The 15,349-nt window shown below is 42.8% G+C and carries 11 protein-coding genes; 8 read left to right on the top strand and 3 right to left on the bottom strand.

Annotated features, from left to right (window positions below; genetic code table 11):
- Window positions 1-40: 40 nt before the first annotated feature.
- From V6M43_RS03300 to V6M43_RS03285, 4 genes are all read left to right on the top strand, one after another.
- The gene (locus tag V6M43_RS03300; protein ID WP_332732613.1) at window positions 41-2,353 is read left to right on the top strand and encodes a TonB-dependent receptor; all 2,313 of its coding nucleotides are present in this window, start codon (window positions 41-43) and stop codon (window positions 2,351-2,353) included.
- Between the two features lie 44 nt (window positions 2,354-2,397).
- A complete protein-coding gene (locus V6M43_RS03295; protein WP_332732612.1) occupies window positions 2,398-2,964 on the top strand; it encodes a hypothetical protein in 567 nt (188 codons plus the stop codon).
- 107 nt (window positions 2,965-3,071) lie between these two features.
- On the top strand, window positions 3,072-3,437 hold the full coding sequence (locus V6M43_RS03290; protein ID WP_332732611.1) for a DUF3347 domain-containing protein: 366 nt from the start codon (window positions 3,072-3,074) through the stop codon (window positions 3,435-3,437).
- Window positions 3,434-6,094 carry a multicopper oxidase domain-containing protein gene (locus V6M43_RS03285; protein WP_332732610.1) on the top strand — a complete coding sequence of 887 codons (2,661 nt, stop codon included), beginning with the start codon at window positions 3,434-3,436 and terminating at the stop codon, window positions 6,092-6,094. Before V6M43_RS03290 ends, V6M43_RS03285 begins: the two co-directional genes overlap by 4 nt.
- Here the strand turns inward: V6M43_RS03285 and V6M43_RS03280 are convergent.
- Both V6M43_RS03280 and V6M43_RS03275 read right to left on the bottom strand, forming a co-directional pair.
- Window positions 6,084-6,770 (bottom strand): response regulator, encoded by a 687-nt coding sequence (locus tag V6M43_RS03280; protein ID WP_332732609.1) that lies wholly within the window; start codon window positions 6,768-6,770, stop codon window positions 6,084-6,086. The two genes, V6M43_RS03285 and V6M43_RS03280, sit on opposite strands and share 11 nt — an antisense overlap.
- Window positions 6,767-7,843, bottom strand: coding sequence for a sensor histidine kinase (locus V6M43_RS03275; RefSeq protein ID WP_332732608.1), 1,077 nt, complete (start codon window positions 7,841-7,843; stop codon window positions 6,767-6,769). The genes V6M43_RS03280 and V6M43_RS03275 overlap by 4 nt, the downstream gene beginning before the upstream one ends.
- Window positions 7,844-7,984: 141 nt before the next feature.
- On the opposite strand from V6M43_RS03275, the gene V6M43_RS03270 reads away from it, so the two are divergent.
- Together V6M43_RS03270 and V6M43_RS03265 are read left to right on the top strand one after the other, a co-directional pair.
- Window positions 7,985-9,955, top strand: a complete 1,971-nt coding sequence (locus V6M43_RS03270; protein WP_332732607.1) for a KUP/HAK/KT family potassium transporter — start codon at window positions 7,985-7,987, stop codon at window positions 9,953-9,955.
- A 9-nt stretch (window positions 9,956-9,964) separates the two neighbouring features.
- Window positions 9,965-11,080, top strand: a complete 1,116-nt coding sequence (locus V6M43_RS03265) for a porin (protein ID WP_332732606.1) — start codon at window positions 9,965-9,967, stop codon at window positions 11,078-11,080.
- On the opposite strand, the gene V6M43_RS03260 is transcribed toward V6M43_RS03265, so the two are convergent.
- Window positions 11,063-12,022 (bottom strand): bifunctional helix-turn-helix transcriptional regulator/GNAT family N-acetyltransferase, encoded by a 960-nt coding sequence (locus tag V6M43_RS03260; protein ID WP_332732605.1) that lies wholly within the window; start codon window positions 12,020-12,022, stop codon window positions 11,063-11,065. The genes V6M43_RS03265 and V6M43_RS03260 overlap by 18 nt on opposite strands.
- A gap of 93 nt (window positions 12,023-12,115) precedes the next feature.
- On the opposite strand from V6M43_RS03260, the gene V6M43_RS03255 reads away from it, so the two are divergent.
- Both V6M43_RS03255 and V6M43_RS03250 read left to right on the top strand, forming a co-directional pair.
- A complete protein-coding gene (locus tag V6M43_RS03255; protein WP_332732604.1) occupies window positions 12,116-12,856 on the top strand; it encodes an energy transducer TonB in 741 nt (246 codons plus the stop codon).
- 102 nt (window positions 12,857-12,958) lie between these two features.
- Window positions 12,959-15,322, top strand: coding sequence for a TonB-dependent receptor (locus V6M43_RS03250; protein WP_332732603.1), 2,364 nt, complete (start codon window positions 12,959-12,961; stop codon window positions 15,320-15,322).
- Window positions 15,323-15,349: the final 27 nt, after the last annotated feature.

Below are 15,349 nucleotides of genomic sequence, written 5' to 3'. Positions count from 1 at the left end.
CCGGGTGCTCCAATCATTTGTGTATTTAAAATTTCTTCAATTGAAATTCATTTCAACCATCCTGGTCTTGTTCCTGATTGTGCATACAAGCCGGGCTCAATCATGTAGCATCAAACTTTCCGGACATGTGGAAGATGCAGATACAAAAGAAAAGCTACAAGTCGCCACGGTTATAATAAGGGAGACGGCTAAAGAGATCGTTACTGACGCGGCGGGTGATTTTGTATTTACCGGTTTATGTGCCGGAGAATATACCATCTTAATTACGCATCCCAGTTGTAATCCGGTAGAAAGGAAAATAACGCTCACAAAAGACCATCATATTGATGTATGGCTACCGCACAGCCGGCAGGTACTGGGCGTGGTAAAAGTGGATGCACAGAAAGGAATTGCCAATACGGGTTATAAAAAAGAATTGAGTGGAAGGGCATTGGAAGAAACCAAAGGTCTATCACTGGCAGAAGCATTGAGTAAGATAAACGGGGTGACTATGCTTCAAACGGGATCTACCATTTCAAAGCCGGTAATTCATGGTTTACACAGCAACCGCATACTCACCATCAATTATGGGGTTCGGCAGGAAGGACAACAATGGGGCAATGAGCATGCACCAGAAATTGATCCCTTTATTGCCGATAAATTGATCGTAATAAAAGGCGTGGATGAATTGCGCTATGGTTCTGATGCCATTGGCGGGGTTATACTGGTAGAACCTAAAGCATTAAGAAGCAAACCCGGATATGCTGCTGAAATAAACACGGCCTACTTTAGCAATAACCGGCAATATGTTGCTTCTGCACTCTTTGAGCAGCAATTAAAAAAGCAACCTGCTTTCAGTTACCGGGTGCAGGGAACGTATAAAAGGGGAGCAAATGTTGCGACGCCCAATTACCGTCTTAATAATACCGGTAATGAAGAAAATAACTTTTCGTTGACTGCAGGATGGAAAAAAGAGAAGTTTAATACTGAACTTTTTTACAGTCACTTTTCCGGCAAAATGGGCATTTTTACCGGGGCGCATATTGGCAATTTAACTGACCTTCAAAATGCAATTAATGCATCCAGGCCCAATGATGTTTTCCTCGGACAGAATACCTACAAAATTCAGCGGCCATACCAGGATGTTACACATGACTTATTAAAATCAAAATCCTTTTTTTATAGGGGGGAACATAAGTTCACAGTATTGCTTGCGGCACAATTTAATCGCCGTAAAGAGTTTGATATAGTAAGAAGCAGTAATAATAAAAAACCACAGTTAGACTTATCGATTTATACCCTCAGCGAGGAGCTAAGCTGGGAGCATCCGCGGAAAAATAATTTTAGCGGCGTTGCGGGTATTTCAATGATGCAACAGGATAACAGTTACCGGGGACGTTATTTTATACCAAATTATTTTGCATACTCTTTTGGTGGTTATTATATTGAAAAATGGAGCAAACATAAATGGGAATTGCTGGCGGGTATCCGGTACGACAATAAGAGCATCAATACTACCCGGCTGAAATTCAATAGAGATACCATTAATTACGATTTCAATTTCTCAACGCTGGCCTCATCTTTCAATGCTATTTACAAGCCCACCAATAACTGGCGGCTCAATACCAATATCAGTTTAGCCAACAGGGCTCCTTTTGTAAATGAATTGCTAAGTGATGGAATTCATCATGGCACCGGCACTTATGAAAAAGGGAATCTGGCTTTAGTTCCGGAGCGTTCACTGAATATTTCCACGGGGGTTAACTACCAGCATCCCTCCAATATATTCAGCATAGATCTTTTACTGTATTCAAACCGTATCCGGAATTTTATTTATCAGCAGCCGCGGCCAAATGATCCTGTCCTGACCATTGCGGGGGCCTTCCCTTTGATCGAGTACAAACAAACCGATGCCGTATTGAGCGGATTCGATATTTCCACCATGGTAAAACCTCTTCCTGCTGTTGAATGGATTTCAAAATTCTCCTTTTTGAATGCAAGGAATAAGATGTTAAACGATTGGTTGATACTTATGCCAGCCAACAGGTTCAGTAATGAAATTACCTACCAGTTAAAAGATGGTAAGAAAATTACCAATACCTACCTGAGTGCTGAAATGATGAATGTAATGCAGCAAAAAAATGTACCCGGTGAAGAGAATGGGAAGCAGGATTATAAGTTGCCCCCGCCGGCCTACACATTGATCAGTCTGAATGCCTCAGCAACGGTGCCTGTTTATAAAAAACCTGTAACAGTAAGTGTGGGTGTAAGAAACCTGTTAAATACTGTGTACAGGGATTACCTGAACAGCATGCGTTATTTCACCGACGAAATGGGAAGAAATATCAGTCTTCGTTTAAAGATTCAATTATAATAACCTATACCATCCTCTATTAAAAATTTAAAACAAAAAGAAAAATGAAAAAGCAATTTATGAAGATCGCGCTGGGAATGTTTCTATTAAGTGCATTGATAACATCCTGTTCAAAAGATAAAGTTGAAGAAGCCAATGAAGAAGAACTGATAACCACCATGAAACTCAGTTTTGTACCTACAGGTGGCGGTGCAACTCTAACCTACCAATTTAAGGATACTGATGGGCCGGGTGGAGCAGCACCAACTATCGATGAAATAGTACTGGCTCCATCCCAGTCTTACAATGTAACGGTGCAATTACTGAATGAAGCTGAAACGCCTGCTGAAGATATTACGCTTGAAGTGGTTGAGGAAGCAGATGCCCACCGGTTTTATTATGAACCAACTGCAGGAAGCAATATAACAGTATCCGGACTGAATAATGATGGTTCAGGCATTCCATTGGGTACTAATGGTACCTGGACAACCGGGGCTGTAGCCACAGGAAAGGTGAAAGTGACATTGCGTCATTATCCAGGTGTGCCTCCGGGAAAAGCTGCTGCCGACCTGGTTAACAGTTCTAAGTCGAACACGGATATTGAAGTGGAATTCAATACAAAAATTCAATAATGCAATAAAGGGAGCAAGGTTCTACTCTGCTCCCTTTAATCTTTGGATGGGCTGGCATGGTATTTCCATGCTTTTGTTATTTATAGTAAGCCCAATTGTATTCCCACATGAAAAAACTGTTATTGTTAATAGGCCTTTTCACTTCATTGGGTCTGCAATATGCCTCTGCGCAGGACAGTAGCTCAAAAGCTTCCCCCCAAATTACCGCACTCTTCTCTGCTTTTTATGGAATTAAAGAGTCGCTGGCAGCCGGTAAAGCCGATAAGGCAGCAACCAGTGCCACCGCTTTTATAAAGGAAGTAAATGGCATTGATTATAAAGAAGTTTCAGAAGGTAATATCCATGCATTGCTAAAAGATGCCGGTGCCATTTCAGCAACAACTGATATCGAAAAACAGCAACGTAGATTTGATAATCTTTCTGCAAATATGGCCATATTGGCAAAGGCTTTCAATATTACAATACGACCATGAAGAAGATAATAATCCTTTCTATTCAGTTGGTTTTAATGCTGGTTTTTGTGAATGACATGCATGCACAGAATACACCATCTCAGGTGATCTATACCTGTCCGATGCATCCCGAAGTGAAAATGGTAAAGCCGGGTAATTGTCCAAAATGCGGGATGACCTTGGTGAAGAAAACGGTCGATAAGCCAAAGCCGAAGACTATTATTAAAAAACGAGCGGAGACTAAAAAGGCCGTGGCAAAGCCATCCGAAAAGAAAGTAAATGAGATGCACGAGATGCATGAGAAAAAGGATACTTCGGATAAGATGGAAATGGCTGAAAAGAAAGATACGGCGGATAAGAAGGATATGGAAATGCACCAGCATGATCAAATGGATATGCAGCATTCACAAGCCGATACTATGGAGCCCGCCGGCGAAAAACTTATTATGACCGGTGGTAGAACAGTTCGCTATGATCTATATGTTAGCGACACGATGGTTCATTTTAGCGGTAAGCATCGCCATGCGCTTGCAGTAAATGGATCTATTCCAGCTCCTCCGCTCGTTTTCACAGAAGGCGATACGGCTGAGATCTATTTACATAACCAGCTTAAGACTTCAACATCTATCCATTGGCATGGCGTGATATTACCCAACGAACAGGATGGGGTCCCTTTTTTAACCACTTCTGTAATTCCGGGCGGTACCACGCATCTGTACAAGTTCAAAATTGTTCAGAATGGAACTTACTGGTATCATTCGCATACGGGCCTTCAGCAGCAGGTGGGAACCTATGGTGCATTGGTCTTTAAAAGCAGGGAAGACAGTGCCATACACGGAGGTGGCCATGATATGAAGGAGATGAGCCACGCTTACACGGCTGAACTGCCACTTGTTTTGAGCGACTGGACCGATGAGCATCCCCACCAGGTACAAAGGCGTTTAAGGAGCGCCAACGATTGGTATGCTATCAAGAAGGGAAGTGTGCAGGCCTATGCCGAAGCCATCGCTAAAGGGCATTTTGCTACCAAGCTTTCCAATGAGTGGAAGCGCATGAATGCCATGGACGTGAGTGATGTGTACTATGAAAAATTTCTGAGCAATGGAAAGCCCGAAGCGGAAGCCCCGCAGTTTAAAGCTGGCGATAAAGTGAGGCTGCGCGTAGTGAATGGAGGATCCTCGTCATATTTCTGGCTGCAGTATGCCGGAGGAAAAATGACCGTGATAGCTAATGACGGAAATGATGTAGAACCGGTAGAAGTGGATCGTTTGATCATAGGCGTTGCTGAAACCTATGATGTGGTTGTAACGATTCCGGAAAACATGAGCTATGAATTCCGGGCTACACCTGAAGACCGCACGGGACATACTTCGCTTTGGCTGGGCACTGGCATGAAAATGATCGCTCCAACCCTGGGGCGACTCAAATATTTTGAAGGGATGAAGATGATGAATGGTATGATGAAGATGAATGGTGATATGAAGGAAATGCCGGGAATGAAAATGAGTCTGCAGAAGATGGATATGAATAGTGTGATGTATCCGGAGGTTGGCGAAGGTGAGATGGGAGCTGGTTATGATATGCATGCAATGCAAGACACGAAAGAGATGGACCATAGCAAAATGGAGCATGGCAAAATGGAGCATGGCAAGATGGATAGCAGCACTGGACTGGTAACGCTTAATTATGCCATGCTTCGATCCCCCGTTATTACAACACTTCCCGATGCGCCTGTTAAAGAACTTCATTTTACGCTGGAAGGAAACATGAATCGTTATGTATGGTCCATCAATAACAGAACGCTGGGTGAGTGGGAGAAAATATTGATCAGGCAGGGCGAAAAAGTGCGCATTATTCTTACCAATAATTCAATGATGCGCCACCCGATGCACCTGCATGGACATGATTTCAGGGTATTGGGAGCACAGGGTGAGTATGCGCCCAATAAGAATACATTGGACATCATGCCGATGGAGACGGATACCGTAGAATTTGCTGCTAATAAAGACGGCGATTGGTTTTTCCATTGCCATATACTCTATCACATGATGGCCGGCATGGGGAATGTGTTAAGCTACCAGAACTCACCACCCAATCCACAGCTACCCGATAAAGCAAAAGCATGGAAGCAATTTAAGCGCAGCGAGCAAATGATCCATCCATCCTTCAATATTGGCCTGGAGAGTAACGGAAGTGATGCAAGCTTTATGATAGCAGGTAACCGCTTTGAGTTGCAGGGTTTGTGGCATCTTGGATTAACCCCTGAAAAGGGCAGGGAAGTAGAAGTGAATTTTGGTCGATACCTCGGCAAGATGCAGTGGTTGTTTCCTTATGTGGGATATGACTATCACTATGCAAAAGTAGGCGATGATGTAGAAAAGAATTCATTCGGGCAGGTAAGCAATAAGAACGACCGGAACACCTTTGTCGTAGGATTGCAGTATACCTTACCCATGCTCGTTATAGCCGATGCAAGGGTTGATGGTGATGGCAAATTCCGTTTCCAATTGGGAAGGGAAGATATACCACTTACCACCCGGTTAAGGGGAAACCTGATGTGGAACACCGATAAGGAATATGCAGCAGGTCTGAGATATATACTTAAGAAATGGCTTGCCTTATCAGCCCATTATGATAGTGATATGGGGCTGGGTGGAGGTGTTGCTGTTATTTATTAAATATAAACCGGTAGCCTACTCCCGATTCGGTTAACAGGTACTGGGGCCTGTTGGGATCATCTTCTATTTTCTTTCGTATCTGTGCTATAAAAACGCGGAGGTATTGGCTCTGGTTAATATATCCCGGTCCCCATATAGCCCTCAGTAAAAACTGGTGTGTCAGCACTTTGCCTTCATTGCGCGCAAGTAATGAAAGAAGGTTATATTCAGTGGAAGTAAGCTTAACAAGCTGGTTATCCTTTTTAACGGTTCTGGTAATAAGATCAATGGTCAGTCCATCAAAATCCATCGTTGTTTCTCCTTCTTCATTACTGCTGTTCCTTATCACTGAACGAATGCGGGCGAGTAGCTCGCCTGTTCGAAAAGGCTTTGAGAGATAATCATTGGCGCCATTGTCCAGGGCTTTTATTATCTCTTCTTCTGCTTTCTGAACAGAAAGAATAATGATTGGATTAGTATACCACTGTCTTAGTTTTTGCAGAACAATATGACCACTTTCATCCGGCAGTCCAAGGTCAAGCAAAATAAGTACAGGGGGATGATTGCCAGCCATTATAAGTCCCTCTTTGGCAGATGTAGCAGACTTTACCAGGTAGCCGTTGCTGAGAAGGGTGATCTCCAGCAGTTTCCTGATCTGTGGCTCATCATCTATTATTAGAATTTCTGCTTTATTCACTGCAATCTGGTTTCATGTTGATATGTTCTAACGGGAAGGGTTACCGTAAACTTTGATCCTGTTTGTCTGCTACTAACTAATTCTATATTTCCTCCCAATGCTTCAGTAAATCCTTTTACAATGGTGAGTCCCAGCCCTGAGCCGGAGGTTGTTGGATTTTTTGTGCGGGAGAATTTATGGAACACTTCCTTGCTGTTAACATTATTAAATCCCGCCCCATTATCTTCTATCTCTATTTGTAGTATATCCACATGCTGGATGATGGTGATGGCAATGGAACATTCCGGCGCTGTATGGATCGCCGCATTATTGAGGAGGTTGTAAATTATCTGGTCCAGCATCCCTTTATCAATAGCACAGAGAGGCATATCGGGGTTAATGCTGATAGCGATCTTGCGGGCCGGATTATTTTCTTCCACTCTTTTTACTACATCATAAACAAGTTCGATAATATCGGTCCAATCGTTTTTAGGTTTTATATGTCCCGATTCAAGTCTGGATATATTCAACAGGTTTTCAACCTGCTGGTTCAGCCGGAGAGATGCATTTGATATTTCCGTCACAAGTTGGTTTCTGTCGTTAGTGGAAAGGTTGTTATTGGATTGCAGGTTGTCGGTGGCGGCTATGATGGTGGCTATAGGCGTTCTAAGTTCATGCGAAAGGGAGTTCAGGATGGTGTTATAGAGTTTAACGCTATTTGCTCTTTCTTCCTTTAGACGGGTTATTTTTTCTACCTGCCTGATCTTATAGGTGAGTACTCCGCTGATGATGGCGATAACAAAGTACATGATCAGCAGGATAGTATCCTCTGTGGTCTCAACATGGATAGCATAGCGTGGTGGAATAAAAAAGAAATCCCATAGCAGCGCACTTAATGCCGCAGATAAAAGTACCGGCAAAATATCAAATGTTACTGCCAGCAAGGAGACAGTGATCAGGAGGATGAAAGCTGCAACGCGATAACCCATCAGGCCCGAGAAGGCATAGCATATCGCCGCCACTACCACAATAATGGAAATACTATAAAGATATTGCCTGCCTTTTGGGAGTGTGTTAAATAAGAACTTATTCATGGAAGATTCCTGTTAAGCAAAAGTAGTTTTTAAGTTGAAGCGATGAAGGTGCTGTAAAGAGTATAAAGATTTTATAAGGATTTATGTGTCAACAATCACTTAAGGCCTTAACCCATCTACATTTGAGGCCGAAAACTACAAATGATGTCATCACATAATCGGGTTACGGTAGCGGGGGTTCTAATTGCGCTGGGAATTATTTACGGCGATATTGGTACTTCACCGTTATATGTACTCAATGCTATAACCAGTGGAAAGGTGATCTCAGAAGAGCTTATAATCGGGGCATTATCACTGATCATCTGGACACTTACCTTACAGACCACCATCAAATATGTTATCCTCACATTAAGGGCCGATAATAAAGGGGAGGGTGGAATATTTTCTCTTTTTGCATTGGTGCGACGGAGGAGAAAATGGCTGGTGATACCTGCGATGATGGGTGGTGCGGCGTTATTAGCCGATGGCATGATCACCCCGCCTATTTCAGTAACCTCGGCCATTGAGGGATTAAAGCAGGTGCCCGCATTTCATGAGATCAGTCAGTGGACGGTTATTTATATAGTGATAGGAATTATATCAGTGCTTTTTTTTGTGCAGCAGTTTGGGACAGCATTTATCGGAAAATATTTTGGTCCGGTTATGACGGTCTGGTTTTTAATGCTGGCCGTATTGGGTTTAAGCAATTTTATTCATGATATAAGCATACTGAAAGCATTCAATCCCTTTTATGGCATCAGATTGTTAACTGTTTATCCCAATGGATTTTATATTCTGGGTGGGGTATTCCTTTGTACTACGGGAGCAGAGGCACTTTATTCTGATCTGGGGCATTGTGGTAAATGGAATATCAGGTACTCCTGGATCTTTGTAAAGAGCTGTCTTATCATAAATTATTTAGGACAGGGGGCATGGCTGCTGAAGAATCATAGTGGAAAACTGATAAGCGCAGAAATTATTGAGAGTGGATTCAATCCCTTTTATGGTGTGATGCCTTCCTGGTTTTTATATTTTGGAATTGCTATTGCAACGGCGGCAACTATTATTGCATCGCAGGCCTTGATATCGGGATCATTCACTTTGGTGAGTGAGGCCATGCGACTTAATCTCTGGCCAAAGATGGAGATAAAATATCCAACGGAAGCGAAAGGACAGTTATTTGTACCGGCGGCCAATATTTTATTGTATATCGGGTGTATTGGAATAGTGTTATACTTTAAGAAGGCCTCCAATATGGAAGCTGCGTATGGACTGGCCATCACTGTTACCATGATCGCCACTTCCATTCTTTTTGCCAATTACCTGGTGCTTCGCCGAACAAGGCCTGCACTGATCTATTTGTACCTTATTATTTACCTTGGGATAGAATTCAGTTTTTTCTACGCTAACCTTGAGAAGTTTCCACATGGGGGATATGTTACACTGCTTGTAGGAGGGCTGTTGTTTCTGATCATGTATGACTGGTATAAGGCAAGGCAGGTTAAGAACAGGTATGTGGAGTTTGTTCGGATGGAGGATTATATACCAAGAATCCAGGAACTAAGTAATGACAAAACAATACCAAAATATTCAACGCATCTTGTTTACCTGACAAGTGCGGCTAACCGAAAAGAGATAGAGCATAAGATCATTTATTCAATACTGAACAGGAAGCCAAAACGGGCCGATATATATTGGTTCATTCATGTGGATACAGTGGATGATCCATATACGGCGGAGTATAGTGTTGATCATATAATCCCGAATGATATCATCAGGGTAGAGTTCAAACTGGGCTTTAGGGTGCAGCCGAGGATCAATTTGTTATTCAGGAAAGTGGTGGAGGAACTGGTGAAGAACCGGGAAGTGAATATCACCAGCCGGTATGAGAGTCTGGAGCGGAGCAAAGTGGTGGGTGATTTCTCTTTTATTGTGATGGAAAAGTATCTAAGCCAGGATAATGAATTGCCATTCAGTGAAAGGTTGATCATGCGACTGCATTTTTGGCTGAAAGAAATATCACTATCAGAAGAAAGGGGTTTTGGTTTGGATCCGGGTAATGTGGTGGTAGAGAAATTCCCGCTTATTGTATCGCCCATCACTAATCTTCGGTTAAAGCGGGTCATGGAATAATGAATCAGCATGAAAAGATCCCTTCGTTTATTGATCTGCGGTTTCATTGCTATGGGGTGTTTCTCATTATGTAGTAAATCATATGCACAGGAAGAAATAACCATCGATAGTGCGGAAGCTGTAAAGAAGTTCCAATGGAAAGCTTTTATTGATGCCTATTATTCATATGATTTCACTGCTCCGGTTAACCATGAGAAAGCATCTTTTATCTACAATCATAAGCGGCATAATGAATTTTCTATCAATCTTGCTATGCTTGGGGGGGCATATGATGATGGATCAGTAAGGGCAAATCTGAGCATGATGGCGGGCAATTACCCACAATATAACCTGGATGCAGAGCCGCAATTGTTCCGTTCGATTTTTGAAGCCAATATAGGTGTTAGGATTTCCAGAAAGAAAGCCCTTTGGCTCGATGCGGGCATCATGCCTTCGCATATTGGATTTGAAACGGCGATCAATCCGGATAACTGGACGCTAAGCAGGAGTATTCTTGCTGAGAATTCACCTTACTATGAAGCGGGGCTGAGACTTTCTTACAATTCGGTTAATGGTAAATGGTATATGGCTGCCTTGCTCTTGAATGGTTGGCAACGCGTACGGCGTGTTGATGGTAATAATACACCGGCTTTTGGTAGCCAGATAACATTTAGTCCAGCAGGTAAAATCAGTTTTAACTGGAGCACCTTTATCGGAAATGATAAACCTGACAGCGCGAGGCTTTGGCGTTATTTCAATAACATTTTTGCGAAATGGATGCTGACCGAAAATATTGGAATCATCTTAGGACTTGATCATGGGCTGGAACAAAAAACAAAGAACAGTTCAAAACTAAATAGCTGGTATTCGCCTATGATAATTGTGCATTACAAGTTAAGTAAATGGTCGATTGCAGGTCGGGCGGAAATTTATAAAGATAAAAATGGGGTAATTGTATCATTGATTAACGAGGAGCCCTTTGAGATGCAATCCTATTCATTAAATGTTGATCGCCAGATCGGGAAGAACTTGCTATGGCGAACAGAGGGGAGGATATTTAAGAACAGTAGTGCATATTTTGTAAAGGAGAATAGTTTAGTACGGTCCAATCAGCATATTACAAGTTCATTATCGATCAGGTTCTAGATCAAGTTCCATGTGGATATTGCATCGCTCGTAGGGGGTAGATCGACCGGAGATTTTCTTAAAGCCAAGTTTGTAATAAAGATTGATGGCTGGTTTAAGAATTGTATTGCTTTCGAGGTAGAGCTTTTTACTTCCCAGTGATCTTGCTTTTTCGATAATGGCCTGTGCTAATAACCATCCAATGTTTTTGCCCTGCGCTTTAGGAGATACGGCCATTTTCGCCAGTTCGAAATCATAGTCAGGGTCTTTCATTTTAATGAGTGCACAAACGCCTACCGGTTCATCATCATATAAGGCTACAAGTATTGCACCGCCTTTGTTGAGGATATATTCCTTTGGATGATCGAGGGCTTTATAATCAGATTCCTCCATCTTAAAATAGGTGGTGATCCACTCTTCATTCAGGTTTCGAAAAGCCGCTGCATAGATTGGTTTGTAGGGTACGATCTTTACTTTCCTGCTTTCCCTTTGCTTCTTTTGTTCCTGCACATATTTCAGCAGACTTTTGCGGTTGAGCAAAAATTCCCATTCTTCGATTGCCTTCCAAAGATCGTTTTTCGCATCTTTCGATATTTCCTCCACTGCAGCGGTGACGTCGGCATACTGGTCTTTAATTTTTTCTGAAAGTTCCTTCCCTTTTTTGGAAAGGCTTATTACATTTTTGCGGCCATCTCCCTTGTCTTTCTTTTCGAGGATCAATCCACTCTTTGCCATCTCCCGAACGATCTTACTAACGGAAGGATGTGAATGCCCGATTTGCTGCGCCAGCTCCGTTATGGTAAAGCTTCCCTTTGCGAGGGTATGGAATACAGGGAACCATTTTGGCTGCAGGTCGATATTGTAAAGCTGGTAGATGGCAGTGGCGTCGGCAGTTATCTTATCGGTTAAAAGTCTGAGCCGGCTTCCGATCGCCATCTTACCCGTTTGGGTGTAGAAGTCCATATAAGTATCTATTTACGTAACAGGTTACATAAAATTATGGAGTTTCTTTTCATTGGCAAAAAGTTGAATTCAAATATTTTCTATTTTAGATCGATGAAACCAATCCTGACTACTCTATTTGCCTTTTTCCTCTCCGTTACTATTGCTAAAGCCCAATCGAAAGATTCCTATTATCTGTTCGACAGTAAGTGGAACAGTACAACGGCAGACTCCGCCCGTTATGTACTTCGTGTATTTTCCCAGAACGATACCTGCTGGCAGTACGACTTTTACAATATTACCGGTCCCCTGGTATACACTGAACAATACCGCGATAAGAAGGGGGAGATACTTCATGGAGCCGTTCGTTTTTACAATAAGGATGGCCGTCTCGATTCCATGGGTGTATATCGCAATGGCAAAAAACATGGTGATTTCTACAAGTTAGTTGCGGGTAGCGACTCGCTTATCTACAAGACCAAATATGTTTATGAAGAGGATAGTCTGATTGAAACAATTGATGCGCGTATAACGCGTGACACCACAACTTATGGTGATGAGAAAGAGTCGGAGTTTCCTGGAAGTATCGGAGGCTGGCGTGAATACCTCACGAAGAATTTAAAATACCCCGAGCGGGCAATAAACGCTGACAAGCAGGGAAGCGTGCGGGTATTATTTATGGTAGATACTGACGGGCAGGTTATCGATCCCTATATTGCAAAATCAGTGGAGATCTCATTGGATATGGAATCGCTTCGCATGATCCGGTCAAGCGGTAAGTGGATACCCGGATTTCAAAATGGTCGTAATGTGAAGACCTATAAATTACAGCCGATCGTCTTCAGGCTGGAATAATCGAGTCTTTTTCCGCTTCTCGTAATCTCTTTTCCCGATTGCTATCGGATACAACGTACAGTGGGGGCAATTTTGTGCCCTAATAGCAAAAGGAAAATTAATATGAGAAGATTGTTTTCGATTTTATGCCTGCTGGTTTTATCGGCGATTGGCTTTGCACAGGATGAAGCCACAAAAGGAGGAATTAAAGGAACTGTAAGAACCCAGGACAATAGTCCGGCCCCGTCTGCCACCGTCAGGATAAAAGAATCAAGAAAGGCAGTGCTCACAAACAACGAAGGTGCGTTTACCCTCGACAATATTCAACCGGGAAATTATATACTGGAAATTTCTACTATAGGTTATCAACCGGTGGAAAAAGGCGTTACTGTTTCGGCAGGAAGTTATACAGATATTAATCTCCAATTATCGCAGGCACAAACTGAGCTGAGAGAAGTGATCGTATCGGCCGGACGAACAAAGGAAACCATTGATGAAGTGCCTTCCTCGGTAACCATTGTTGGGTTGAAAACAATGCAGCAGAATATCAATATCACGCCCAACCTGGGTGATATCCTCGAGAACCGCGTACCCGGAATGGCGGCCAGCACAGGGTTGAGCAGTAATTTCGGACAAACACTTCGCGGTCGGAGCCTCCTGATAATGGTGGATGGCGTTCCTCAATCAACTCCCCTTCGTAATGGCGCTATGGATCTTCGCGCGCTGGACCCTTCAGTAATTGAAAGGATAGAAGTAGTAAAAGGTGCCACCGCTATATATGGTAATGGCGCAGCAGGTGGATTGATCAACTATCTCACCCGCAATCCAAAATCAGATAAGCTTTTGAACAGCCAGACCTCCCTGAGCACCACCGGTTCACTCGTGAACAAATCAAATAGTATGGGTGCTCGTGTGAGCCAGCTCTTCTATGGTAATAAGGGAAAATTCAATTATGTTTTAAGCGGTGTGTATGAGCAAACCGGTGAGCAAAAGGATGCCGATGGGGATGTTTTGCCACCGGTATATGGACTTGGAGAAACTGATTCTTACAATGCCTTTGCCAAGGTTGGCTATGATTTCAATGCCAACCATAAAGTGCAGGCCACTTATAACTTTTTTAGTAGTCGACAGACAACTAATTATATCACTGTGAATGGGGATTATAAAACAGGACAGAAAACAACTGCGAAGCAGGGAGAAAGTAAAGGTGTGCCGCAGGGTGTGAGAGGTAATCATAACCTTAGTGTTCAGTTTAGCGGTGAAACTGGTATTGCCAACACACGCTATGATGCGGATGTGTATTACCAGAGCGTGGATAATATCTTCTTCTATTCTGAAGTGTTTGTAGACGGGGGGATTTCGCGAATCCTGTCAAAGAAAAATGGTGCGCGACTGGTGCTGAATACACCAGTGTTGCTAAATAATATCGATGCAAATTTCACTTATGGCCTGGATGCGCAGCGCGATATTACTTCACAGCCACTCGTGGATGGCAGGATCTGGGTTCCGGAAATGAACATGCTTAACATTGCGCCTTTTATCCAGACTAAGTTTACCTTTTTTGATAAGCTGGTGCTGAAAGGAGGTGTGCGATATGAAAAAGTAAATATTGGTGTGGACGATTATGCAACGCTCCCAACAAAGAATACTAGCACCGGTGTTGTAACGCCATCGATGAATGTAAGAGGAGGAGACCTCAAGTATAATGCAGTTGTTTCGAATGTTGGTCTGCGTTATAATTTCTCCAACTATTTCTCTCCTTATGTGAGTTTCTCGCAGGGATTCAGTGTTTCTGACATCGGGCTGGTATTAAGATCTGCCAGGGTTGATGATATTGAAAAGATTAATACAGAAGCAGTTATTATCAATAACTATGAAGCTGGTTTTGTAAGCAAAGTGAAAAACTTCCGGTTTGAGGCCACGGGTTATATCAGTAAGTCAAGTTTGGGTGCCAACAGTGTTTATAGTGATGGAGTTTTTGTGGTTGTTCGTACCCCCGAGCGCATTTATGGATATGAACTGGCGGCGGATTATCAGATAACCAAAGATCTGCAGGCAGGAATATCCTATTCTTATGTGGAAGGAAAAGTTGATGCTGATGATGACGGCAAGTACGATGGGGAGAGTGATGACTATCTTCCCGGACAGCGCATTTCTCCACCAAAATTGGCGGGTCATGTAGACTATGCGGTAGTGCCGGGTAAACTGAATGTTCTGTTGCAGTACACGGGTATCCTTAAACGCGATCGTTTCGCACGGAACAGCAGCGGATCCTATGATCCTTATAAGGCACCGGTTAGTCCATATCATCTTTTCAACTCATCCATAGGATATAATTTTAATGAATCGACCTCGCTGAATGTAGGTATTGAGAATATGTTCAATACAGATTATTTTACAGCAAGATCGCAGTGGGGTGCTTTCAATGACAGCTATACAAAAGGGAAAGGAGCGTCTTACCGGATAACACTAAATGTGAAACTCTGATCTAAAGAATTCAGAATTATCAATGGT

It is taken from the genome of Flavihumibacter sp., assembly GCF_036676075.1.
Classification (GTDB): Bacteria; Bacteroidota; Bacteroidia; order Chitinophagales; family Chitinophagaceae; genus Flavihumibacter.
This window is presented reverse-complemented; position numbering and strand designations above follow the sequence as displayed.